General features: G+C 30.6%; 24 protein-coding genes. 23 read left to right on the top strand and 1 reads right to left on the bottom strand.

Going from position 1 to position 23,702, the window contains the following annotated elements; translation table 11 throughout:
• Window positions 1–13 precede the first annotated feature (13 nt).
• The 23 genes from CC89_RS01480 (at window position 14) to CC89_RS01370 (ending at window position 22,180) form a co-directional block, all read left to right on the top strand.
• Window positions 14–1,024, top strand: coding sequence for a rod shape-determining protein (locus tag CC89_RS01480; RefSeq protein ID WP_035288254.1), 1,011 nt, complete (start codon window positions 14–16; stop codon window positions 1,022–1,024).
• 2 nt (window positions 1,025–1,026) lie between these two features.
• Window positions 1,027–1,893: a rod shape-determining protein MreC gene (gene mreC / locus CC89_RS01475; RefSeq protein WP_035288252.1), complete on the top strand. Its 867-nt coding sequence runs from the start codon at window positions 1,027–1,029 to the stop codon at window positions 1,891–1,893.
• Between the two features lie 16 nt (window positions 1,894–1,909).
• Window positions 1,910–2,401, top strand: a complete 492-nt coding sequence (gene mreD / locus CC89_RS01470) for a rod shape-determining protein MreD (RefSeq protein WP_035288250.1) — start codon at window positions 1,910–1,912, stop codon at window positions 2,399–2,401.
• A 15-nt stretch (window positions 2,402–2,416) separates the two neighbouring features.
• The gene (locus CC89_RS01465) at window positions 2,417–5,227 is read left to right on the top strand and encodes a penicillin-binding transpeptidase domain-containing protein (protein WP_035288248.1); all 2,811 of its coding nucleotides are present in this window, start codon (window positions 2,417–2,419) and stop codon (window positions 5,225–5,227) included.
• Window positions 5,228–5,628: 401 nt separating this feature from the next.
• On the top strand, window positions 5,629–6,261 hold the full coding sequence (gene minC, locus CC89_RS01460) for a septum site-determining protein MinC (protein ID WP_035288246.1): 633 nt from the start codon (window positions 5,629–5,631) through the stop codon (window positions 6,259–6,261).
• A 14-nt stretch (window positions 6,262–6,275) separates the two neighbouring features.
• The gene (minD, locus tag CC89_RS01455; RefSeq protein ID WP_035288244.1) at window positions 6,276–7,073 is read left to right on the top strand and encodes a septum site-determining protein MinD; all 798 of its coding nucleotides are present in this window, start codon (window positions 6,276–6,278) and stop codon (window positions 7,071–7,073) included.
• Window positions 7,074–7,085: 12 nt separating this feature from the next.
• Window positions 7,086–7,355 (top strand): cell division topological specificity factor MinE, encoded by a 270-nt coding sequence (gene minE, locus CC89_RS01450; protein WP_035288242.1) that lies wholly within the window; start codon window positions 7,086–7,088, stop codon window positions 7,353–7,355.
• Between the two features lie 432 nt (window positions 7,356–7,787).
• Entirely contained in the window at window positions 7,788–8,897 is a 1,110-nt protein-coding gene (gene rodA / locus CC89_RS01445; RefSeq protein WP_035288240.1) for a rod shape-determining protein RodA, read from the top strand.
• 12 nt (window positions 8,898–8,909) lie between these two features.
• Window positions 8,910–9,290 (top strand): methylglyoxal synthase, encoded by a 381-nt coding sequence (mgsA, locus tag CC89_RS01440; protein ID WP_035288238.1) that lies wholly within the window; start codon window positions 8,910–8,912, stop codon window positions 9,288–9,290.
• A gap of 344 nt (window positions 9,291–9,634) precedes the next feature.
• On the top strand, window positions 9,635–10,411 hold the full coding sequence (locus CC89_RS01435; protein WP_035288236.1) for a M23 family metallopeptidase: 777 nt from the start codon (window positions 9,635–9,637) through the stop codon (window positions 10,409–10,411).
• Window positions 10,412–10,437: 26 nt separating this feature from the next.
• Window positions 10,438–11,289, top strand: a complete 852-nt coding sequence (locus CC89_RS01430) for a M50 family metallopeptidase (RefSeq protein WP_035288234.1) — start codon at window positions 10,438–10,440, stop codon at window positions 11,287–11,289.
• A 105-nt stretch (window positions 11,290–11,394) separates the two neighbouring features.
• Window positions 11,395–13,257, top strand: coding sequence for a TIGR03960 family B12-binding radical SAM protein (locus CC89_RS01425; RefSeq protein ID WP_035288232.1), 1,863 nt, complete (start codon window positions 11,395–11,397; stop codon window positions 13,255–13,257).
• A complete protein-coding gene (locus CC89_RS01420) occupies window positions 13,241–13,948 on the top strand; it encodes a TIGR03936 family radical SAM-associated protein (protein WP_286161282.1) in 708 nt (235 codons plus the stop codon). The genes CC89_RS01425 and CC89_RS01420 overlap by 17 nt, the downstream gene beginning before the upstream one ends.
• A 115-nt stretch (window positions 13,949–14,063) precedes the next feature.
• The gene (locus CC89_RS01415) at window positions 14,064–15,515 is read left to right on the top strand and encodes an Rne/Rng family ribonuclease (protein WP_035288228.1); all 1,452 of its coding nucleotides are present in this window, start codon (window positions 14,064–14,066) and stop codon (window positions 15,513–15,515) included.
• A gap of 121 nt (window positions 15,516–15,636) precedes the next feature.
• Entirely contained in the window at window positions 15,637–15,948 is a 312-nt protein-coding gene (gene rplU / locus CC89_RS01410; protein ID WP_035288227.1) for a 50S ribosomal protein L21, read from the top strand.
• 2 nt (window positions 15,949–15,950) lie between these two features.
• Entirely contained in the window at window positions 15,951–16,277 is a 327-nt protein-coding gene (locus CC89_RS01405; RefSeq protein ID WP_035288226.1) for a ribosomal-processing cysteine protease Prp, read from the top strand.
• 3 nt (window positions 16,278–16,280) lie between these two features.
• Window positions 16,281–16,583 (top strand): 50S ribosomal protein L27, encoded by a 303-nt coding sequence (gene rpmA, locus CC89_RS01400; RefSeq protein ID WP_035288224.1) that lies wholly within the window; start codon window positions 16,281–16,283, stop codon window positions 16,581–16,583.
• A gap of 373 nt (window positions 16,584–16,956) precedes the next feature.
• On the top strand, window positions 16,957–18,234 hold the full coding sequence (obgE, locus tag CC89_RS01395) for a GTPase ObgE (RefSeq protein ID WP_035288222.1): 1,278 nt from the start codon (window positions 16,957–16,959) through the stop codon (window positions 18,232–18,234).
• An 18-nt stretch (window positions 18,235–18,252) separates the two neighbouring features.
• On the top strand, window positions 18,253–18,543 hold the full coding sequence (gene yhbY / locus CC89_RS01390; protein WP_035288220.1) for a ribosome assembly RNA-binding protein YhbY: 291 nt from the start codon (window positions 18,253–18,255) through the stop codon (window positions 18,541–18,543).
• A gap of 33 nt (window positions 18,544–18,576) precedes the next feature.
• Window positions 18,577–19,179 carry a nicotinate-nucleotide adenylyltransferase gene (nadD, locus tag CC89_RS01385; RefSeq protein WP_035288218.1) on the top strand — a complete coding sequence of 201 codons (603 nt, stop codon included), beginning with the start codon at window positions 18,577–18,579 and terminating at the stop codon, window positions 19,177–19,179.
• Between the two features lie 11 nt (window positions 19,180–19,190).
• A complete protein-coding gene (gene yqeK / locus CC89_RS01380) occupies window positions 19,191–19,778 on the top strand; it encodes a bis(5'-nucleosyl)-tetraphosphatase (symmetrical) YqeK (protein ID WP_035288216.1) in 588 nt (195 codons plus the stop codon).
• A complete protein-coding gene (locus CC89_RS01375) occupies window positions 19,779–21,056 on the top strand; it encodes an LCP family protein (RefSeq protein ID WP_035288215.1) in 1,278 nt (425 codons plus the stop codon). It abuts the gene before it with no gap.
• 221 nt (window positions 21,057–21,277) lie between these two features.
• Entirely contained in the window at window positions 21,278–22,180 is a 903-nt protein-coding gene (locus CC89_RS01370) for an RluA family pseudouridine synthase (protein WP_035288214.1), read from the top strand.
• An 89-nt stretch (window positions 22,181–22,269) separates the two neighbouring features.
• Here CC89_RS01370 and CC89_RS01365 read toward each other — a convergent pair whose 3' ends face one another.
• A complete protein-coding gene (locus CC89_RS01365; protein WP_035288212.1) occupies window positions 22,270–23,535 on the bottom strand; it encodes a D-alanyl-D-alanine carboxypeptidase family protein in 1,266 nt (421 codons plus the stop codon).
• Between the last annotated feature and the right edge of the window lie 167 nt (window positions 23,536–23,702).

Below are 23,702 nucleotides of genomic sequence, written 5' to 3'. Positions count from 1 at the left end.
AAGGAGAAAACTTATGGGTTTTTTTGGAATTTCAAAAGATATGGGAATAGATTTAGGAACAGCAAATACTCTAGTTTACATTAAAGGAAAGGGAATTGTTTTGAGCGAACCTTCAGTGGTGGCCATAAACAATATAAATAAAAGGGTTTTAGCAGTAGGTGAAGAGGCTAAACAGATGATTGGTAGAACACCAGGAAATATAGTTGCTATAAGGCCACTTAAAGATGGGGTTATTGCAGATTTTGATGTTACAGAAGAAATGCTTAGAAGCTTTATAAATAAAGTTAGTGCTAAAAGTGCATTTTCTACACCAAGAATAGTTGTATGTTTCCCATCAGGAGTTACTGAGGTGGAGAGAAGAGCTATACATGAAGCTACAAACCGTGCAGGTGCTAGAGAAGTTCACTTAATGGAGGAGCCAATGGCAGCAGCAATTGGTGCAGGACTCCCAGTTAATGAACCAACAGGAAGTATGGTAGTAGATATAGGTGGAGGAACTACAGAGGTAGCTATTATTTCTCTAGGCGGAATAGTTACAAGTAAATCATTGAGAATAGCAGGGGATGAATTAGATCATTCTATAATTAATTACATAAAGAAACAGTATAACTTAATGATAGGTGAAAGAACTGCTGAGAATATAAAAATAGAAGTTGGTTCTGCTTTTAAAACTTCAGATGAAGTAAGAATTATGGAAATAAGAGGAAGAGATCTTATAACAGGACTTCCAAAGGTAGTTGAGATAAACGAAGAAGAAGTGAGAGATGCTTTATCAGAGCCAATTGCAGCTATAATAGACTCTATTAAAACTACTCTTGAAAAGACACCACCAGAATTAGCTGCAGATATTATGGATAAAGGTATCATGCTTACCGGTGGAGGAGCACTATTAAGAGGAATCGATGATTTAATAAATCATGAAACACATATGCCAGTAAAAATTGCAGAATCGCCACTAGAATGTGTTGCCATTGGTGCAGGGATGGCTCTTGCCAATATAGACAAAATGAATAAAAGAGGATAAGCATGAAGCTCTTTAAGAAGAAACTGACAGTCGCAATTATTGTGCTGTCAGTTGCATTTTTAGGACTAATAGGCTATTCTGCAAAGAGACAAAAGATTTCTGCAATAGAAAATGGCGTGGGTGTAACTTTAAATTCTGTACAAAAATTTATATATGATATTTGCTATGAAGTGAAAAATTCTATTAGCTTTTTGAAAAACTTTTCTGAGGTTAAAGAACAAAATGGGAAACTGGAAAAGGAAAATGCAGAGCTAAAAGATAAACTTACTAAACAATCTATGATGAAGGACGAAAATGAAAGATTAAAACAAATGCTAAATTATAAAGACCAAAATTTAGAGTATGATCATTTAGGATGTAGTATAACAGGTAAAAGTGGAAGTGACTATTTAAATGGCTTCACCATTAATAGAGGGAAAAAGGATGGAATAGAGATAAGAATGGCAGTAGTAAATTCCTTTGGTTTGGTAGGTCAAGTTACGTCTGTATCGGATAGCTGGGCTGTGGTACAAACTATTGAGAATGAAAATATAGCAGTGGGTGGATATGTAGTAGGGACTAAAGAAAACACTGGAATAGTAAAGGGGTATAAGGATAAAAATAACAAGCTTTTTGCAAGATTACATTACTTACCTATGGATTCCAAGGTTAAAGTAGGAGATGAAGTATTGACAGGGCTTGTTGATGTGTCCTCAAAGGATGTAGAACCAGGTGTATACCCAAAAGGAATAAGAATAGGAAAAATAGTAAGTATTGAAACTGATAAGGGTAAAATGATGAAAAATGCTGTAATTAAACCTTATGTAGATTTCGATAGATTAGAAGAGTTGTTTATTTTGGTTCCTAAAGTGTCTAGAAAGGTAAAATAATAAGGTGTGGTTTAACATGAAAAGAGTAATAAAAGTGTTTGCTTTATCCATAATATTTTTAATATTAGATAATACTTTAATACCTTTTATTAATATTGAAGGTTTTTTTCCTAGTTTGCTTTTTGTATTTGCAGTAAGCTACTCCATGGCATTGGATGAACATTCTGCTTTGAAAATAGGTATATTATCAGGGGCTCTGCAGGATATATATTTTCAAGGCGTTTTTGGAATAAATTGTTTTATAAATATGATCATTTGTTTATTAGCAGCACAAATTGGTAAAATTATATTTAAGGAAAAAAAGTTTATACCTGTTTTATCTATATTTGTATCTAGTATACTAAAGGGAGGTTTAATATACTGTTTTTCCTATATATTTAAGTTTTATATGGAACCTGAAAAGATTATATTTACAAGCCTTTATAATATGGTAGTAGGTATATTTTTATATGCCTATGTATATAAGCTTTCTACTAAGGAATATATGAAAAAAGATTGGAAGTTTTAGAAGAGGAGAGATTATATGCAAAATAAGAAAAAAAGTAAATTTACAAGGTATACTGCATTAATAGTTTGCAATGTTATGATTATAACCTCAATTGCGTCTAGACTAGTGTATTTGCAAATAGTTAAAGCAGATGAATATAAAGTTAGAGCTGATAGTAATTATATAAGAGATATATCTACTCCAGCACCTAGAGGGGATATTACTGATAGAAATGGGATCGTTTTAGCTACTAGTAAACAAAGCTTTAACTTAACTTATATGGAAACTAAAGAAACTAAAAAAGTTTTTTTTGATACAATGAAAATTGTATTTAAAATATTAGATGAAAATAATGAAATTCAAGAAAATGATTTTCCCATAAAAATAAATCCTTTTAGATTTGAATTTAATGCAGTAAAAGCTAAAGATAGAGAGTGGCTGGAACTTAGATTTAAAAAGGACATAGGACTTGACGAAAGGGAAGCTAAAACATTATATAATAAGAAATACAGTGAATTAGATAAAGAAAAAGATGCGGATAAAATAAAAAAAATAAATGAGAGACTTATGAAAATCAGTGCAAAAGAAACCTTTGAATATTTAGCAAAGGAATATGAAATAGATAAGCAAAAGCTTTCTTTAGAAGAAAGCTTTAGATACATGATAGTTAAGAATGCTGTTAAAATGCAGAGCTTTTCTGGATACAAGCCTGTAATAATAGCTAAGAATATAAAGAGAGAAACTGCTTTTAAATTTTATGAAAGATTAAATGAATTGCCAGGAATGGATGTAGGAAATGAGCCTATAAGATATTATCCTCATGAGGAATTAGCTTCTTCTGTAATAGGGTATATGTCTAAAATAAGTGCTATGGATGAGGATAGATATAAAGAAAAGGGTTATGATCCTAGCGTTGATTATATAGGTACTGCGGGAATAGAAAGTGTATTTGAAAATAGACTTAGAGGTTCCAAAGGACAGAGAACCGTAAAGGTTAATAAGTATGGTAGGATAGTTGAGGAATTATTTAAAAAGAGTCCTTATCAAGGGGAAAATGTGAAACTTACTATAGATGCCAAAATACAGAATGTTGCTGAGAAGGCGATGGATGACACTTTGAAGGAGTTAAGAAAAAATCCAAGGCCAGACCCAACAGATCCAGATATATATACAGCCAATGCCACTAGAGGAGCAGCAGTAGCGGTAGATATTAAAACTGGTGAAATATTGGCGTTAGTTAGTAGGCCAGGTTTTGATCCTAATATATTTACTATTCCAGGAAAATTAAATGATGAAACTATGAAGAAATATTTTAATCCAGACTTAAGTGAATTTGGTAAAGATTATATAAAGAAAATGGGATTAGCTTCTGGAGAAAGTAATATAGAGAAAAAGTTAAATGAATTGTTTCCTTTAGATAATACTATTAAGGATAATAAAACTATAAGGCAAGATAAGTATGATATAGTTCCTAAATCTTTTTATAACTATGCTACCTATGGCTTAACTCCTCCAGGATCTACTTTTAAACCACTTACTGCTATAGCAGGATTAGAAGATGGTGTTATTGATGTAAATACTACTGTCAATGATACAGGTGTATTTGAAAAATATAATGGAAAATGGCATTGCTGGAAACTTAGTGGACACGGTGTTATAGGTGTAGTAGGAGCTTTAAAAGAATCCTGTAACTATTTCTTTTATAATATAGGTTCTTTACTATATGAAAAGTATAGGGGTACATCATTAGAAAAAGCATTTAATACGTTGCAAAAATATGCTCAAAAATACGGGCTAGGAAATTATACAGGAATCGAAATACCTGAGAAAAAGGGCCAGGTATATAATTACAAAGATTCTATAGAAAACAAAACAATCATGCACTATTATAATGCTAGAGATAGATTAAAAGCTGGATATGAGTCTAATAGAAGGGTAAAATTCGCTCCGGTGGATATAAATGTAAGAGAAGAGACGGAAGATGCCAATGTAACCCAAATTAAAAAGGATATAATGAAGACCATAAAAGATGCTATAAGTTCTGATTACGATTTGAAAGCTAAGGCTCAAAATTCAATAAAATATACAAAAGAATTGAATAATAACTTAAAGAGACTAGTGGATACTTATGACAAAGATACTAAGAGTAAGTATACAAAGGAAGAAATAGAGAAGGCTGCAAGTTCCATTATAGATTATTGTATATGGGATGCAAATACTGAGATTTATACTCCAGGTAATATAATAAATGCTTCCATAGGTCAAGGTGACCATAACTTTACTCCAGTGCAACTAGCAAGTTATGCAGCAACTATAGCTAATGGTGGTCATAGATATGAGTTGCATTTGTTTAAAAATGCTTACGATGAAGAAGAAAATGTGATAGAAGAGAAGAAACCAAAAATAGTGGATGAAATAAATATAAAGCCATCTACTGACCAAGCAATAAAAGAAGGTATGAAGGCAGTTACGGGCGAAGGTGGAACAGCTACAAAGGCATTTGATGGATTTCCTATTAAGACCGCAGGTAAAACAGGAACAGCAACTTTTTCTGCTAAAGAAAAAGAATTTGGTAGGTCAGCCTTTGCAGTATATGTAGGATATGCACCAGCAGATAATCCAGAGATAGCTGTTGCGGTAGTTGGATTTGATTCAGGCCACGGTGGTTATGTAGCACCTGTAGCTAGAGCTATATATGAACAGTACTTTTCTGAAAGATTAAAGAAGGAGTATCCATCATATGCTCCAAAACATAATTATCCTTTAAAGATTGATAAAAATGATAAATCCAATAGCGAAAATAAGGATAGTAAAAAAGATGCAAATGTAAAAAAAGAAGAAAATTAGTATTAAAACGGGGCTGTCGCACTAAGAATAAATTCTACAACACATTGTGTTTGCTATTAAATTTCAAACCAATATATTGTATATGAATTTCTTAATGCCATAGTCCCGTTTTTTAGTAAGGTACATGAAAAGAAATAACAAGTCAAAGATTGCTGGTATATTTTGTGTCAGACAAGGAAGCAGGTTAGAACTATCGGGGGGTTCTGATGATGCAGTATGACCCAAAATAGATTAGCATACTGACTTGTTATTTATTTCAATGTGCCTAAATATTATTTTGTTTTGAGCCAAACAACAAATTTTATATTATAGTATTATTAAAAAAATCATTAAAAAGAAGGATTTTATTTGAATATGTTGAAATAATAAAATATGTTGGCTTATGGAGGTCTAATTTAATTATGGTGCGCAATAGTATATTGGTTAAGGGAAATAAGGATGGATTGAATGTAATTATCAATATGGAAGCATTTAAAGATTTTGAAGATATGATTGAATCCTTAATAAAAAAATTATCTAGAGGAAAAAAGTTTTATAAGGGTACTACACTTAGAATAACTACACAACTAAAATACATAAATGAAAGAGAACTTAGAAAACTTAAAAACATATTATTTGATGAATTCTTAATAAAGGATTGTATATTTGAAGATTTAAATGAAAAGAGTGATAAAGTATTTTCAGGTATATATGAAGGACGTACCAAATTTATTAGGAGGTCTATAAGAAGTGGTCAAATAGTTAATTACCCAGGAAATTTGGTTATAATAGGAGATGTAAGTCCTGGAGCAGAAGTATCTGCAGGGGGCAATATAATTGTTCTTGGAGTTTTAAAAGGCTGTGTGAATGCAGGAAGCAATGGAAACACAAATGCTGTAATAGCTGCATTTAAACTTCAACCCCAAATAATACAAATAGCAAATTTGATAACAAGAGCTCCAGAGGATGAGGTTAAGCCTCAATATCCAGAGGTAGCTAGAATAAAGGGCGAAAGTATAGTAGTAGAACCTTATTTGCCAAATAAATTTATTTAATGGAGGTATAGTATATGGGAGAAGCAATAGTAATAACATCAGGTAAAGGTGGAGTAGGAAAGACAACAACTACTGCAAATATAGGCACTGCATTAGCTGCCATGGGTAAAAAAGTTGTTTTGGTAGATGGAGATACTGGTCTTAGAAATTTAGATGTGCTTATGGGACTTGAAAATAGAATAGTTTTTACAATAGTTGATATAATAGAAGAACGTTGCAGACTTAAACAAGCTTTAATAAGGGATAAGAGATTTGAAAGTTTATTTTTATTACCTACGGCTCAAACAAGAGATAAAAGCGATATAAAGGCTAAAGATGTATTAGACTTGGTTACTAAATTAAAAGAGGAATTTGATTATGTTATAATAGATTGTCCAGCAGGTATTGAACAGGGTTTTGAAAATGCTATAGTAGGAGCAGATAGAGCTATAGTTGTTGTAAATCCAGAAGTTACATCTGTAAGAGATGCAGACAGAGTTATAGGAAAGTTAGATGCAAAAGGTGTTGAAGATCATCAGCTTATTATAAATAGAATAAATTATGAAATGACAAAAAATGGAGATATGTTAGATATAGACGATATACTTGATAGCCTTGCAATAAAATTAATAGGTGTTGTACCTGATGATAGAAATATAACCATATCTACTAATAGGGGAGAACCTATTGTTTTAGACGAGAAGGCTACAGCTGGTAAGGCATTTAAAAATATAGCAAAAAGAATAACAGGAGAGGAAGTACCTTTTGAAACTTTAAATGTTGAAAAGTCAGGTTTTTTAGCATCACTTATGAAGCTTTTTGGTAGAAAATAGGGGGGTATTAGGATGGATTTTTTTAAGTTGTTTTCTAATAAGCAGACATCCAAGGATATGGCTAAAGAAAGATTGAAATTAATTTTAATACATGATAGAACTGACTTTTCTCAAGAATTTTTAGAGGACATTAAAGAAGCTTTACTTAATGTTATATCTAACTATGCAGAAATTGATAAAGAAGGTTTGAATGTAAAATTAGCTAAAACAGATGAATGCGATGGGTGTAAACCTGCTTTAATTGCAAGTATTCCTATTAAAAAAATGAAAAATGGATATTAAGATTAACCCACAATAAGGTGCGATGTGGTGGAATTATGAAATTTCTCCTCCATGACTTGCATAAAAGCTCGGAACAATAAATTTAATTTAAGAAATTCTAATCTTTTAGCCATATAAAATTATCTAACGCTCACATTCAGCGTCCTGCCTCAGGTTCGCTAGCCTGGCGTCCTTGCCAGGCTTACGATAATTTTATCTGTCTAAAAGAAGAATTTCTAAAATTAAATTTAAACAGTTCCTTCGCTTCTTATGCAAGTCATTCCAGAGAAATTTCATAATTCAAGTAATATAATGCTTTTTGTGGGTTAATCATATTAAATAATTATTAAAAATGAAAGTTATGTGTAAATTTATACTAGTTACACGTAGCTTTTTTTTGATTATATTGCTATAATATCATTTGTAGTGATGAACTTTTTGGAGGTCTATTATATGTTAGATAAACTCAAGATAAACAAGAGACTTTTACGAGAAATTGATTTTTCTATACTAATAATTTCTATAATTATAGTGGTGTTTGGAGCTATAAATATTTTTAGTGCTACTGGTGGTATTAAATCATTTAAACTTCAGCTCATATGGCTTGTATTAGGTTTAATTGTAGTGTATATAATATTAATCATGGACTACAATGTAATTAGAAATTATTCCACTTTAATTTATTGGGCATGTGTATTTTTACTTGTTTTGAACGACTTCGTCATAGGTAAAGTTAGTAAAGGAGCTAAATCCTGGATATCTATAGGTAGCAGAGGCCTACAGGCTTCGGAATTTGCTAAATTAGGATTGATACTTATGTTAGCAAAAAAGATAGATGATATGGATGGTAAAATTAATGAGCCCAAGAATTTCTTTACTTTAGTTTTTTATGCGTTAGTACCTATGGTACTTATAGTTATCCAGCCGGATATGGGAATGACCATGGTATGTTTCTTTATAGTTCTTGGTATATTCTTCATATCAGGTTTAAACCTTAAAGTTATATTTGGTGGCCTAGCTGGTTTAGTAGTATTTATATCCCTAGTATGGAATTCAGGGCTTATCCATCCTTATCAACAGCAAAGATTGACCTCTTTTTTAAATCCTGAAAAAGATACACTGGGTGCTAACCTTCAGCTGACCCAATCCTTAATAGGTATAGGTTCTGGGGGAGTACTTGGAAAGGGATTTAGAAAAGGAACTCAAACTGCTTTGAGTTTTATTCCAGAAGCTCATACGGATTTTGTTTTTGCAGTAGTAGGGGAAGAATGGGGACTTGTAGGTGCAGTAATTTTGCTTATATTATATGGTGTTTTAATATATAGATTTATAAAAATAGCTAAAACTTCTAAGGACTGGTTTGGATCTATAGTATGCGTAGGAGTTATATCTACATTCTTGTTTTCATTGATTCAAAATATAGGTATGACTATAGGTATGATGCCTGTAACGGGTATAACACTGCCTTTAATGAGTTATGGGGGAAGTTCCATACTGTCTAGCTTTATGGCTATAGGCTTGGTACTTAATGTTTGTATGAGAAGGAAAAAAATAAATTTCTAAGGGGGAATTTATATGAAAATAGCTTTTATCGCCCACGATAATAAGAAAGATGATATCATCGATTTTGTGAAAAGGTACAAAAATATTTTTATGGAGCATGAACTTTACGCTACAGGAACTACTGGAAGACTTTTAAATGAAATAGTAGGATTAAAGGTACATAGGTTTCTTTCAGGACCTTTAGGTGGAGACCAACAAATTGGAGCTAAGGTGGCTTTAGGTGAATTAGATTTAATTATATTTTTAAGAGATCCACTTACAGTTCAACCTCATGAACCAGATGTTTCTGCGCTTTTAAGATTATGTGATGTACACCATGTGCCTTTAGCTACAAATGTGGGAACGGCAGAAATCTTTGCAAAAGCATTAAAAAGTCACTGCAATAATAATTAAAATTTTACTAACTAATATTTTAAAACTGTTTTTAAAGTGTATAACTTTAAAGACAGTTTTTTTTCTTTTTCAAATTAATGATGTACTTCAATAAAGTTTAAAATCAATAATATTATAAATAAGATATTGTGTGAATTGTGGACTAAAAATTTTTTTAGAACTGGAGATTAGTGAATGTTTTGGTGATTGGGATTGGTGATTAGAAATTGATAATAATAGCTATAAAATAGATGAAATGCTTTGCTTATTTACAGGTGAGCATATTAAATCTATACCAAAATCTGCATATAAGTTTAATAATATTAATATATATAAACAGTAAATAAAAGATAAGGAGGAATAAAATGGGTAACTACAATCCCCAGTATAGGGACTATTATAATTCTGTATTGAATAAAAGAGGAGTCTATTCTAGGGCAACTAAAACTGGAACAAACAAAAAAGAAAATTTCATCACTAAAAGAATAATAAGAGACTTAGCAGGAGTACTTATATTATTTATCATAGTTATTTTTTGTAAAATAGTTGTTACACCAGCTACTCAGAATGTTTATGATTATTCTAAAAAAATTGTTAATGAAAATTTTGATTATAAAAAAGCTTGGACTAGTATTAAAAGCTTTGATTTTAATAAATTTAAAACTAAGTCTCAGGATTATATAGAGAAGGTTATAAATAAAATAAATAATAAAGAGTCAGTGAAGGACTTAGTAAAAAAGGATTATGAATTGCCATGCGTGGGTAAAATATCTTCTGAATTTGGAGAAAGAGTAGACCCATTTACAGGAAAAAAGCAGATGCATAATGGAGTAGATATAGCATTAAAGGAAAACACTCCTATAAAAGCCTGTGCCGATGGAAAAGTAAAAGAATGTGGTGAGCATAAGGAACTTGGTAAATACATAGTAATAGATCATGGTGAAGGAGTAGAAACTAAATATGCTCACTTGAATGAAGTATTAGTAAAAAAAGAACAGAAAATAAAGAAAGGTGAAAGTATAGCTAAAAGTGGTAATACAGGAAAAAGTACAGGACCACATTTACACTTTGAAATAATGTATATGGGTGAAAATAAAAACCCTAAGGAGTTTTTTGGTGGGCAGTGGAAAAGTGAGATTTAGCAATAAGAATGGAGAATGGGGAATGAATGGTTAAGTTTAATAAATATTTTCTTTTTATATTTGTATGCTTATTAGTCATAGGATTTCGGGGTAAAATTTTAGTGGCCTTTATAATGGCTTTTTTTCATGAATTAGTACATTATATTACAGCTAGAATTTTAGGGTTTTCAGGATTTGATATAGAGATACTACCTATAGGTACGGTGCTTAAACTAAAAGATTTAGATGAAGCAACGCCTTTGGAAGATATAATTATTTCTGTGTCAGGTCCTTTATTTAATATAATACTTGCTTTAATTTTACACATAGCTTTTATTAAATTCAAACTATATCAGCTTAAATTTTTAGAAGTAACTAATTTGGCTTTAGGTATATTTAATTTAATACCTGCTTTGCCTTTAGATGGAGGTAGAATACTTAGAGATTTTTTAAGTATAAAAAAACATTATAAAAAATCAAATATAATAACAGTGAATATAAGTCTAGCTATAGGCTTATGCTTTATTATGTATTACTTTATATTATTTTATAAGAAAAGTGCTTTTTTATATAATTTAAATATAGGTCTTATAGGATTATTTATAATTGTTTGTTCAATTCGAGAAAGAGAAAGGATAGTTTATTTAATTATGGGAGATGTTATTAAGAAAAAGATTAAATTTTTAAAGAGAAAGTACATGGAGAATAGAACTATTTCGGTTTATAGTAAAGAAAGTCTATTATTTATAATGAATTTAATAGATACAAATAGGTATAATATTTTTTATGTTTTAGATGATGAGATGAATGTTATAGATATAATTTATGAAAAAGAAATAATAGATGCATTAAAAGTGTATGGAAATATAACTATTGAAGAATATATAAAGTTAAGGTAGAATTAAAAAAACTATAAATACAAACGTTTCGACTTTTTCCGGGTGGTGCCTGGCACCTATATGTGATAAAATAGTTAGATGTAAAAAACATGAGGAGGAAATATAATGAAGAAAATTTCTGATGATATTTTATATAAAGTTGAGAAACCTGCAAGATACATAGGAGGAGAAATTAATTCTTTTAACAAAGATAAAAATAAAGTAGATATAAGATTTGCATTTTGTTTTCCAGATGTTTATGAAGTGGGAATGTCGCATTTGGGGATGAAAATACTTTACTATGTTCTTAATAAAAGAGAAGATACCTTTTGTGAAAGGGCTTTTGCACCTTGGCCAGATATGGAAAAGTTAATGAGGGAAAATGGAGTTTCTATGTATGCTCTAGAGACAAAGGATCCGCTTAAAGAATTTGATTTTATCGCTTTTACATTACAATATGAAATGAGTTATACAAATATACTAAATATGTTAGATATGAGTGGCATAGCTATAAGAGCCTCAGAAAGAAGTGAAGAAGATCCTATAGTGTTGTGCGGAGGTCCTTGTGCTTATAATCCAGAACCACTTTATGATATAGCTGATTTATTTTCTTTAGGTGAGGGAGAAGAACATTTAAATGATGTTCTAGATTTATACAAGAGTATGAAAAAACAGGGCAAGTCAAAGGATGAATTTTTAAGAGAAGCAGCTAAAATACCAGGAACTTATGTACCTAAGTTTTATAATACAGATTATAATGAAGATGGAACTATAAAGGAATTTAAACCAGTTAGTGATGAGTTTCCGAAAAAAGTTACTAAGAGAATAATAAAGAATTTTAATGAAGTGGATTATCCAACAGAGTTAATAGTTCCGTATACAGAAATAGTACATGATAGAATAATGCTAGAAACTTTTAGAGGATGCACAAGAGGGTGCAGATTCTGTCAAGCAGGAATGATATATAGACCTGTAAGAGAAAAGAAAACTGATAAATTAGTAGAATTAGCAGATGAATTAATAAAGAAAACAGGATATGAAGAAATATCTCTTACATCACTAAGTATATGTGATTATTCTGATATTAAAAATTTGATTTTTTCATTAATAGAAAAATATAAGGATAAAAAGGTAGGAGTATCACTACCTTCTATAAGAATAGATTCCTTTGCAGTAGATTTAGTAAAAGAGATTCAAAAGGTAAGAAAAACAGGTATTACTTTTGCACCAGAAGCAGGAACGCAAAGAATGAGAGATGTGATTAATAAGGGTGTTACGGAAGAAGACTTAATAGACTCAGTAAGTAGTATTTTTAAATCTGGTTGGAGTACTGTTAAACTTTATTTCATGATAGGCCTTCCTTACGAAAACATGGAGGATGTTCAAGGCATAGCTGAGCTTGGTGAAAAGGTAGTGGATGAATATTATAAAGTACCAAAAGAGGAAAGACAAAAGGGACTTAAGGTTACCATAAGTACTTCTATATTTGTACCAAAACCATTTACACCTTTTCAATGGACTCCTCAAGATAATATGGAAAGTGTTAAGGGAAAAATACAAACCCTTAGAAAAAATATTAAGAGAAGGCAAATTACATACAATTGGCATGAGTCACCAGTGAGCTACATGGAAGCTATATTTGCTAGAGGTGACAGGAAAATGTGTGATGTGCTTATAAAGGCATTTGAAAAAGGAGCTAAATTTGACGGATGGAATGAATATTTTAGTTTCCCAATATGGAAGCAAGCTTTAGAGGAATGTGGAGTAGATGGAGATTTTTATGCTTATAGAGATAGAAATTATGATGAAATACTTCCATGGGACTTTATAGATGTTGGGGTTTCTAAGGAGTTTTTAATAAAAGAAAATGAAAGGGCTAAAAAAGCTGAAGTCACACCAGATTGCAGACAGGGATGTAAACTATGTGGCATAAATACTAATGATGGTTTTAAGGAAGGGAAGTGTTTTGAAGGTGCGTTATTTAGTTAAATGTACTAAAGAAGATGAAATAAAATTCATAGCACACTTAGATTTTTTAAGAACGGTACAAAGGATAATAAGAAGAGCAGAATTACCAGCAGAGTATTCAAAAGGATTTAATCCTCATTTAACTTTATCTATAGCACAACCTCTAGGAGTGGGAGTTTTTTCATCAGCTGAATATTTTGATTTCAGCTTAACAGAAGAGTTAGATGAAAAATATATAAAAGATAAGTTGATAAAGTCTTGTCCTTTAGGAATTAAAATACTAGATGTAATAAAGGTTAAAGCAATAGAGGGAAAGAAAATTCCACCTTCAATGGCTTTAGTAGAGGCTTCAGATTATTGCATACACATACCTTATGAAAAGGATGCGGAAGCTTGGAGGCAGTTAAAAGAATTATTAAATGATAAACAATGGAATGTAATTAAGAAAACAAAAAAAGGTGAAAAAGAATTAAATATAAGATCTATGATTAAAAAAATAAATTATGAATTTAATGAGGGATATTTAAAACTTAAGGTTTTAGTTTCATCTGGAAGTAAGGACAATTTATCTCCTCAAATTCTTGCAGAGTATATACAAAATCACACCAAAGGGGCTTGTAAGGATAGATTTGTAAGAATAGAAAGAGAAGAATTGTATACTTATATGGGTAAAAAAATGGTGAGTTTACAAGAGTATTTTAGAAAGTTATAAGAGCTTTATGTGTAGAATAAAAATTAATTATTTTATATTGAATACATAGGGATAGTTTACCAGTGGTGATGAGTGGGTATTAGGGAATAGGGATTGTCAATAGGGTGGTGAAAAAATGAAGAAAATGTACATAGAAAAACAGGGGTCGTGTACGAGAGTAGCGATAAAAAGAGAAGAAGAGTTGGAGGAAATATTAATCCAAGAAGCGGAAAGTGGACCTCATGTAGGTGAAATATATAAAGGCATTGTAAAAAATATTATAAATGCTAATAATAGTGCATTTATAGATATAGGGATAGAAAAGAACTGCTACATGCAATTAGGGGATTCAAATCCAAAAAACTTAAAGAATGGTGATCACGTAATTGTAGAAATTGTAAAGGAAGCTTTTGGAGACAAGGGTCCGAAAGTTACTGCTGACATAAGCATTCAGGGCAATTATTGTGTTTTAGTTACATTTAACAACAGAATTAATTTTTCTAAAAATATAGATGATGTGGAATTAAAAAAATATATAATAAAGCATATAAAGAAGCCTAAAGATCTGGGAGTAATAATAAGAAGTAAAGCATTAGAAGCTACTGTAGAAGAGATGAATGTGGAAATAGAATATTTATATAATAAGTATGTTCAAGTAATAAAAACTGGCACCTATACTTTAAAACCTAAATTATTATATAGTAATAGAGGGATTATAAATAGGATTTTAAGAGAGTATATAGATGAAAGTTTTACAGAAATAATCACAAATAGTTCAGAATACTACCATAAGATAGTAGAATATATGAAGACTAGAGAAGGATTAAATATAGATGTAAATCTTTATGATAATGAAGAAAATTTATTTAGTTATTATGGAATAGAAAAAAAATTAATTCATTTAAGAAGTAAAAAAATTTCTCTTCCATCAGGAGGAAATATAGTAATAGATAAAACGGAAGCTATGTATGTGGTTGATGTAAATACGGCCCAAAATACAAAACATGAATCCATGAGAAATACTTTTTTAAGTACAAATTTAGAGGCAGCAGAAGAAATTGTAAAGCAGATAAAACTAAGAAATTTAGCAGGTATTATAATTATTGACTTTATAGATATGTATTCAGAAGAAGATAAAGAAGCTGTTAAGAATATAGTAGAAAAGGGCTTTAGTGATGATAAGAATAAAACTAAAATTTATCCATTTACACCTCTTGGACTTTTACAAATAACAAGAAAAAGAGTGGGTAAGGATATATACAGCTATTTGGAAGAAAATTGTCAAGAATGCAGCGGTGAAGGAAAGAGATTAAGATTATCTTATATAGAATTTCTTATTAAAAATATTATATATAAAATTGAAGAACAATGTCATGGAGATGCCGTATATATTGAAATTAATGAACAATACAAAAAGAGTATTTCAGAAGATATAATATCTTTTATAAAAGAAATAGATGCCTTAGACAAAAATGTTTATTTAAAATATACTAACAATAGTGAAGTGTTTAAAGTTGAACCTATTTTATTTATGAGTCAAATAAAAAAATTGCAAAGCTGCAAAATTTATGAGAATAATTTAGGATAAATTTTTCCTTTACAAATAAGACTTGGTGTGATAAAATGTCATTTGTAGACCGCTCAGACAAGGTTTTAAACACAGAATGTGTGCCTTTGATGGCGAGACTGGATAGAGGAGGTGTATTTTAATGTACGCAGTTGTAGCAACAGGAGGAAAGCAATATAAAGTTTCTCAAGGAGACGTTATATTCGTTGAAAAATTAAATGCAGAAGTTGATTCAACAGTTGAATTAACTGACGTTCTTGTAGTAAGCAAGGATGGTAATTTAGTAGTAGGAAAGCCTGTAGTAGAAGGTGCTAAAGTTGTAGCTAAAGTACTTGAACAAGGAAAAGCTAAAAAGGTTATTGTAATGAAATACAAACGTAAGAAGCATTTCAGAAAAAAACAAGGCCACAGACAACCATACACTAGATTACAAATTGAAGCAATAGAAGCATAATTATGATTAGTGTAAAAGCTAAAAGGAAAAATGAGAAACTAGTTTGCATCAGCTTAGAAGGGCATTCAGATTACTCTGAAGAGGGCAGTGACATAGTTTGTAGTGCAGCTACTGCAATTTCATGCTCCATAGGAGATGGAATTCTTACAGTACTTAATATACAAGCAGATTGTTCAGCAGAAGATGGATATATAAATATAAACATAGAAGATAATTCTCCAGAGGAAATAGATAGATGTCAGATTTTGATGGAAACATTGCTTTTAGGGTTAAAAAATATCCAAAGCAATTACGGTGGTTATATAAAAGTGCACGAAGAGGAGGTGTAACCCATGTTATTAGTTAACTTACAATTGCTAGCTCATAAAAAAGGAGTTGGTAGTTCTAAGAACGGTAGAGATAGTGAATCTAAAAGACTTGGAACTAAATGTGCAGACGGACAATTTGTTCTAGCTGGAAATATATTAGTAAGACAAAGAGGAACAAAGATTCACCCAGGTCTTAACGTAGGAAGAGGCGGTGATGACACTCTTTTTGCTAAGATAGATGGTGTTGTTAAATATGAAAGAGTGGGAAGAGACAAGAAAAAAGCAAGTGTCTACCCAGTTGAAGTAGAAGTTGAAATAGCTGAATAGTAAAGGCACCCTTCAGGGGTGCTTTTTTAAAACTTATATATGTAAGACTCTTCAAATAAATTCTATTTTGCGTCATACTGCATCAGCAGAACCTGCCGATAGTCTTACTAGCCACGGAACCTGCTTTCTTATCTGACACAAAATATATCAGTATCTTTGACTTGCTATTTCTTTTCATGTACCTAATAAGTTATTATGAAATTATAAAAAAAGCTTATAATATTAGATATAGAGGTAAATAGCCGAGAAGAATTGTTTTTAAGTTTAATTATTATAAAAAGTTCAATTTAGTAAATAATATATTTAATGAAATGGAAAACAACAAATTTGAATTTGTTTACATATAAATATTAATTAAGGTAAGGTGAGTAGTATGTTTATAGATAAAGCTAAGATTTTTGTTAAGTCTGGAAAAGGTGGAGATGGAGCTGTATCTTTTAGAAGAGAAAAGTATGTTTCATTAGGAGGACCAGATGGTGGTGATGGTGGCGATGGTGGTGATGTTGTTTTAGTGGCAGAATCACAGTTAACCACTTTGCTTGATTTTACATATCACAGAAAATATGTAGCGGAACCTGGAGAAAATGGATCTAAAAGTAAGTGCTATGGAAAAGATGGAAAAGACTTATATATAAAAGTTCCTACAGGTACAGTTATAAGAGATTTTGAGACAAATAAAATAATGGTAGATTTATCTCATGAGGGAGACAAATTTATAATTGCCAAAGGTGGAAAAGGTGGAAAAGGTAATGCTAGATATGCAACATCTACAAGACAGGCACCTTCTTTTGCAGAACCAGGTATGCCAGGAGAAGAAAGATTTATTGTTCTTGAATTAAAGTTATTAGCGGATGTAGGACTAATTGGATTTCCTAACGTGGGTAAATCTACATTACTTTCTACTGTTTCAAAGGCTAGGCCTAAGATAGCTAATTATCATTTTACAACTTTAAAGCCTAATTTAGGAGTAGTATCTGTACCAGAAGCACCTGCTTTTGTAATGGCTGATATTCCTGGAATAATTGAAGGAGCATCAGAAGGGGTAGGGCTAGGATTACAGTTTTTAAGACATGTAGAAAGAACTAGACTTCTTATACATGTAGTTGATATTTCTGGAGTAGAAGGCAGAGATCCTATTGAAGATTTTATTAAAATAAACGATGAATTGAAAAAGTATAGTGTTAAACTATGGGATAGACCTCAAATTGTTGCAGCAAATAAGAGTGATATGCTTTATGATGATGAGATATTTGAAAACTTTAAAAAGAAACTAGAAGATATGGGATACAAAAAGATATTTAAAATATCAGCAGCTACTCAAGAAGGTGTATCTGAGCTTATGAAAGAATGTGCTAGAATACTTAGTACAATACCAGTTTTAGAACTACAAATACCAGAAGATGAATTATATATACCAGAAGAGAAGAAATTTACTTATACTATAAGAAGAGATGATGACGGTGCTTATGTAATAGAAGGAACCTTCGTAGATAGATTACTAAGTGCAGTAAATGTAAATAATCCAGATTCACTAAAATATTTCCATAAGGTTCTTAAAAACAAAGGGGTATTTGATGAGCTTAGAGAAATGGGAATAGAAGATGGAGAGATAGTTAGATTAAACGATTTTGAATTTGAATATTTATTTTAGTAGGAGGAAATAATTATTATGATAACAAGTAAGCAAAGAAGTTACTTAAGGAGCTTAGCCAATACAATTGTTCCAATATTTCAAGTAGGTAAAGGTGGAATAAATGAGGCTTTTTTAAAACAAATAGAGGATGCACTAGAAGCTAGGGAGCTTATAAAAATTAGTGTTTTAAATAATAGTGAATTCACTGCAAGAGAAGCTTCTGATATAATATGTAAGGAGATTCAATGTGAAGGAGTTCAGTGCATAGGAAATAAATTTGTTTTGTACAGAAAATCCGAAAAGAAACCTAAAATAGAATTACCATAATAGTTTAATTATTTAATGAAAGAAGAATGCATCATGATTAAGAAAGCTATTTTTGGAGGAACCTTTGATCCTATACATATAGGGCACTTGTATATAGCATATCAGGCCCTATATAAACTTAATTTAGATAAGGTAATTTTTGTTCCTAGTGGTAATCCACCTCATAAGAGGGAGAGGATTATAACTGATAGCGAGTTAAGGTACCAAATGATACGTGAAGCAATTAAGGATGAAGAAAAATTTGACTTAAGCCATTATGAAATAGAAAAAAGAGGGCTTAGTTATACCCACGAGACTATAGCACACTTTAAAAATTCTGAAAAAAATACTGAATGGTATTTTATAACAGGAGTAGATTGCTTAATGGAAATTGAAACTTGGAAAAACGTAAAAAATATTTTATCAAATTGTAAATTTATCGTTTTTAATAGGCCAGGTTATGAAATATGTGATATATTAAAATGGAAAGATTTTGTTCAAAATAAGTATGAAGAGAATATTGAATTTTTAAATATACCCCTATTAGATATTTCATCAACTAGAATAAAGAACATGATAAAAAAGGGACAAGAAGTTTATTATTTACTTCCTAAGGGAGTAGATGCGTACATAAGACATAAGGGTTTATATGTTTAGGAGGATAGCATATGTGGGATGATGAGACTATATTAAACTACTTAAAAAGTAATTTGAAGGAGTCCAGATTTAATCATAGTTTAGGTGTGCGAGATATGGCAGAAAAGTTAGCTATAAAATATGATAAAACCTTAGTGCAAAAAGCTAAAATAGCAGGAATTGTACATGATTGTGCAAAAAATTTAAACGATGATAGGCTTATGGAAATGGTTAGGCAAGAAGGATATGTAATAGATGAAGTGTGTAAGAAACAACCTCAGCTTTTACATGGATTAGCAGGAGCTATAATAGCAGATAAAGTTATGAACATTAAAGACAGAGAGATATTGAATTCAATAAAATTTCATACCACTGGAAAGAAAAATATGACCACTTTAGAGAAAATTATATATATAAGTGATTATGTAGAACCTTCTAGAATTTTTAGTGGAGTAGATAAATTGAGAGAAACAGCTTTTGAAGATTTAGATAAAGCACTTATAATGGCTTTTGATAATGCTATTAATTATGTAATTTCTAAGGGTGAACTTTTACATCAAGATACCATTGCAGCAAGAAATTACACTATTATAAATGGAAAGTTGAAGGTGGAAGAATAAATGGACAAGAGAAGTAAAAATAAAAAGAAGGTTGTAAAAAAGAAAAAGAAAAGTGGAGTTAAAAAATTCTTTGCGGGACTTTTATTTATAGCCTTATTAGGGGTAGTTTCATTTGGAGCATACTCGTATTATTCTCTATATAAAATGGGTAAAAATATGGATAATAAAAATCCAAAGGATAAAGTAGAGATACCAAAGGTAGAAAAAGATGACCCAGTAAATATATTCATAGTTGGGGTAGATATTGGAGACCCTAAGCTCAAGGGGACAAATGTGCCAAAAAGAACAGATACAATGATGGTTATGCATTATGAACCTAAGGAGAAAAAAGCTCACATAGTATCTGTGCCAAGAGACACTAAGGTAGAGATTAATGGCAAAACACAGAAAATTAATAATGCTCATGCCATAGGTGGAATGAAGGGCGCTATAGATTCTGTACAGGATTTATTGGGTATTGATATAAATTATTATGTAAAATTGGATTATGAAGGTTTTAGAAAGGTAATAGATGCTATAGGTGGTGTAGATATGCCTATAAATTATAATATGAATTACGATGACCCTAAACAAAATTTAAGCATACATTTTCAAAAGGGCACTGTTGCACATCTAGATGGTAAAAAGGCTGAAGAATTCTTTAGATGGAGGAAAAACAATGATAAAACAGGATTAGCTGAGGGAGATATAGGTAGAATAAAGAATCAACATATATTTATAGAAAAAGTAATAGAAAAAGTAAAAAGTCCAAGTATTGTTTTTAAGCTTAAAGATATATTGGATATAGCTTCTAAATATATAACTACTAATATGTCACCTACAGAAATAATATCCTATGGTATGTCTGTAACTAAAGTAGATTCTTCAAATATTAAGATGTCAACTATAGCAGGAGAAGGAAAGTATATAGGTGACACTTCTTATTTCATATATGATGAGGAAAAGAGTGCAGATTTGCTAAGTGAACTTAGAGGAAGTAAACCTATGTCCATAGATAGAAGTGCTTTAAAAATTAAGGTACTTAACACAACTAAAAAAAATGGATTGGCATCAAACTATGCTGAATATTTGAAAAAAAGAGGATATTCTAATATAGAAACAGGTAATGCTAAAAGAGCTGTTGATAGCAAAATAATTTTTAATAAATCTTTTGAAGATAATGTGGTGAGAAATATTAAAAGTGATTTTAAAATAAATAAAGTAGAACAAGGGTCAAGTTCTGAAGGAAATTATGATATAACGGTTATATTAGGCGAAGACCATGATTACATTAAATAAAATTATTATATTAGGTACATTCAAATAAATAACAAGTTAAAGATGCAGGTGTATTTTGTGTCAGACAAGGAAACAGGTTCCGCCGCTAGTAGAACTATCGGTGGGTTCTGCTGACGCAGTATGACGCAAAATAGAATAGCATACTGACTTGTTATTTATTTGAATGTGCCTTAAAAGGCTGTGTTTAAATACATAGCCTTTTAAGGGAAGAAGGGAACTAGATGGATAATATAATAAAATATATAATTAAACCAGGTGAAGAAGAAGTTAAACTAAAGGAGTATTTAAAATTTACAGTAAAATTATCCAGCAGATTTATAAGGTATGCAATAAAGGATGGCAGAATAAAGGTCAATGGAAAAAACGCTAGATTAAATAACAAAATATCAATAGGAGACATTATTGAAATAAAAATAAATAAGGAAGAAGAGCAAAATATTATTCCAGAAAAAATGAATTTGAACATTGTATATGAAGATTTGGATGTGGTAGTTTTAAATAAAGTTCCAGGTATGGTGGTTCATCCAACTAGAAGTTATCCTACAGGTACTTTGTCCAATGGTCTTTTATACTATTTTAGAGAAAAAGGCGAAAATTGTATAGTAAGATTAGTAAGTAGGCTTGATATGGATACATCTGGTCTTATATTGATTGCTAAGAATCAATTTTCCCATATGGCACTGGCAAGGGATATGAAAAAAGAGTCTTTTCAAAAGGGTTATATGGCAGTGGTACATGGAAATTTAGAACAAAAATCTGGAACTATTAATAAACCCATATATAGAACAGAAGATGATAGCATAAAGAGAGTAATAGACGTTAGGGGTCAGGAGAGTATAACACACTATAATGTAATTGAAAGTTATGCTGGTGGTGATTTAGTAAAATTAAATTTAGAAACGGGAAGAACCCATCAAATAAGGGTACATTTAAGTAGTTTAGGACACCCTTTATATGGAGATATACTGTATGGAAAGGAAGAGAAAGATTATATAGAAAGACAGGCTTTGCACGCATTTAAACTATCTTTTCCACATCCTAGGGATGGACGCATAGTAGAATTAGAATGCGAACTGCCAGAAGATATGAAGAATTTGGTTTTAAAAATAAAAAATACACATTAGGTACATGAAAATAAATAACAAGTCAAATATACTAGCATAATGACTTGTTATTTATTTTATCTGCAACAATATGTACAAATATTTTAACCTTAAAACTTTTTGTAAGTATGCTTATATCTATTTCTTTTTTTTCTTTTTCTAATTATTCTAAGTATGATGTAAACCACTAGCAGTATAACAAATATATAAAATAAATATTTTAAAACAGCTTTTCCTTTGCTGGTAGTGCTTGATAAAATAGAAGATGCGGTTTTCTTAGGTTTAAAATCTTTACCACTTAATAGATTTACCTCACCTATAGTTTTGCCGTTTAACTTTACTAATCCCTTTCCTATAGTTTCTCCTTTTTTTAATGGAGTTTTTCCTATAGTCTTGTTAAGCTTAGGTTCTATTTTGAATGATGCCTTTGAAGCTAAAGATTTTTCTATAGTATAGTAAAAGTTTTTACCCAAGGTTAAAGGAATACTGGAATCTTTATCTACTTTATAATTTTGAAGAGTTTGTCCTTTTAAATAAGGTTCCACTAAACCAAAATTATCATATGCGTAATTGAAAAGGGCAACGGAATCATTAAAATATGTTTTATTATTATCATGGGTTAAAGCAACTATTAATCTGTGATTGTCTTTTGAGGCGCTGGCTACATATGAGTGAAGAGATTGTATGGTATATCCCGTTTTACCGCCTTCACAAGTGTTGTAATAAAATTTTGAATAAGGTTGTACAAGTCTATTTTCATTCCATAAAGGACGTTCTTCTTTAGATAAATTAGTAGGTGGTATTTTGTAAGAACTAGTTTTTGCTATCTTTGAATATTCAGGTTGATTTACAAGTTCTTTCATTATTAAAGCTAAGTCTCTAGCAGATGTTCTATGTTTATCATTGTAGAGACCGCTGGGATTTACAAAATTAGTGTTTTTGCAGCCTAGTTCCTTTGCTCTTTTATTCATCATATTAGCGAAACCATCTATTGAACCACCTATATGTTCAGCTAATGCTTCAGCACAATCATTTGCAGAGGCTAGTAGAAGTCCATACAGTAATTGTTCTACAGTGAATTTCTCTCCTTCAAATATGTATATTTTACTTCCATCAGCTAAAGGAGGGTTTTTTCCTACAACAACCACGTCACTTAATTTACAGTTTTCTAAGGTCAGTAAGGCAGTCATTATTTTTGTAGTTGATGCAGGTGCATACTGAGTGTCCATGTTTTTTGAGTATAGTATTCTGCCTGAATTTGCATCCAAAACAATAGCTCCATCTGCGGATACGGATGGGGGAGGTGGAGTAGCAGCTTGAGCGTAACTGCAAAATATTATACAAAACGAAATTAGTGAAATTATAAACTTTTTCATTTTTGCCTCCTTAAAATGTTTTATATTTTTTAGTATATCAAAAAAAGCAGTATTAATCGATACTAAAATATAAAATAATGGTAATAATTTAAAATAGACAGTTGTAAATTCTCAAAAATATAACATAATTAAATCGGAAAAATGTATAATATGGTATGATTATGAAA

It is taken from the genome of Clostridium sp. KNHs214 (assembly GCF_000744935.1).
GTDB lineage: Bacteria > Bacillota > Clostridia > Clostridiales > Clostridiaceae > Haloimpatiens.
Note: the sequence above shows the minus strand (reverse complement) of the source record. Positions and strands in the feature narration are given on the sequence as shown.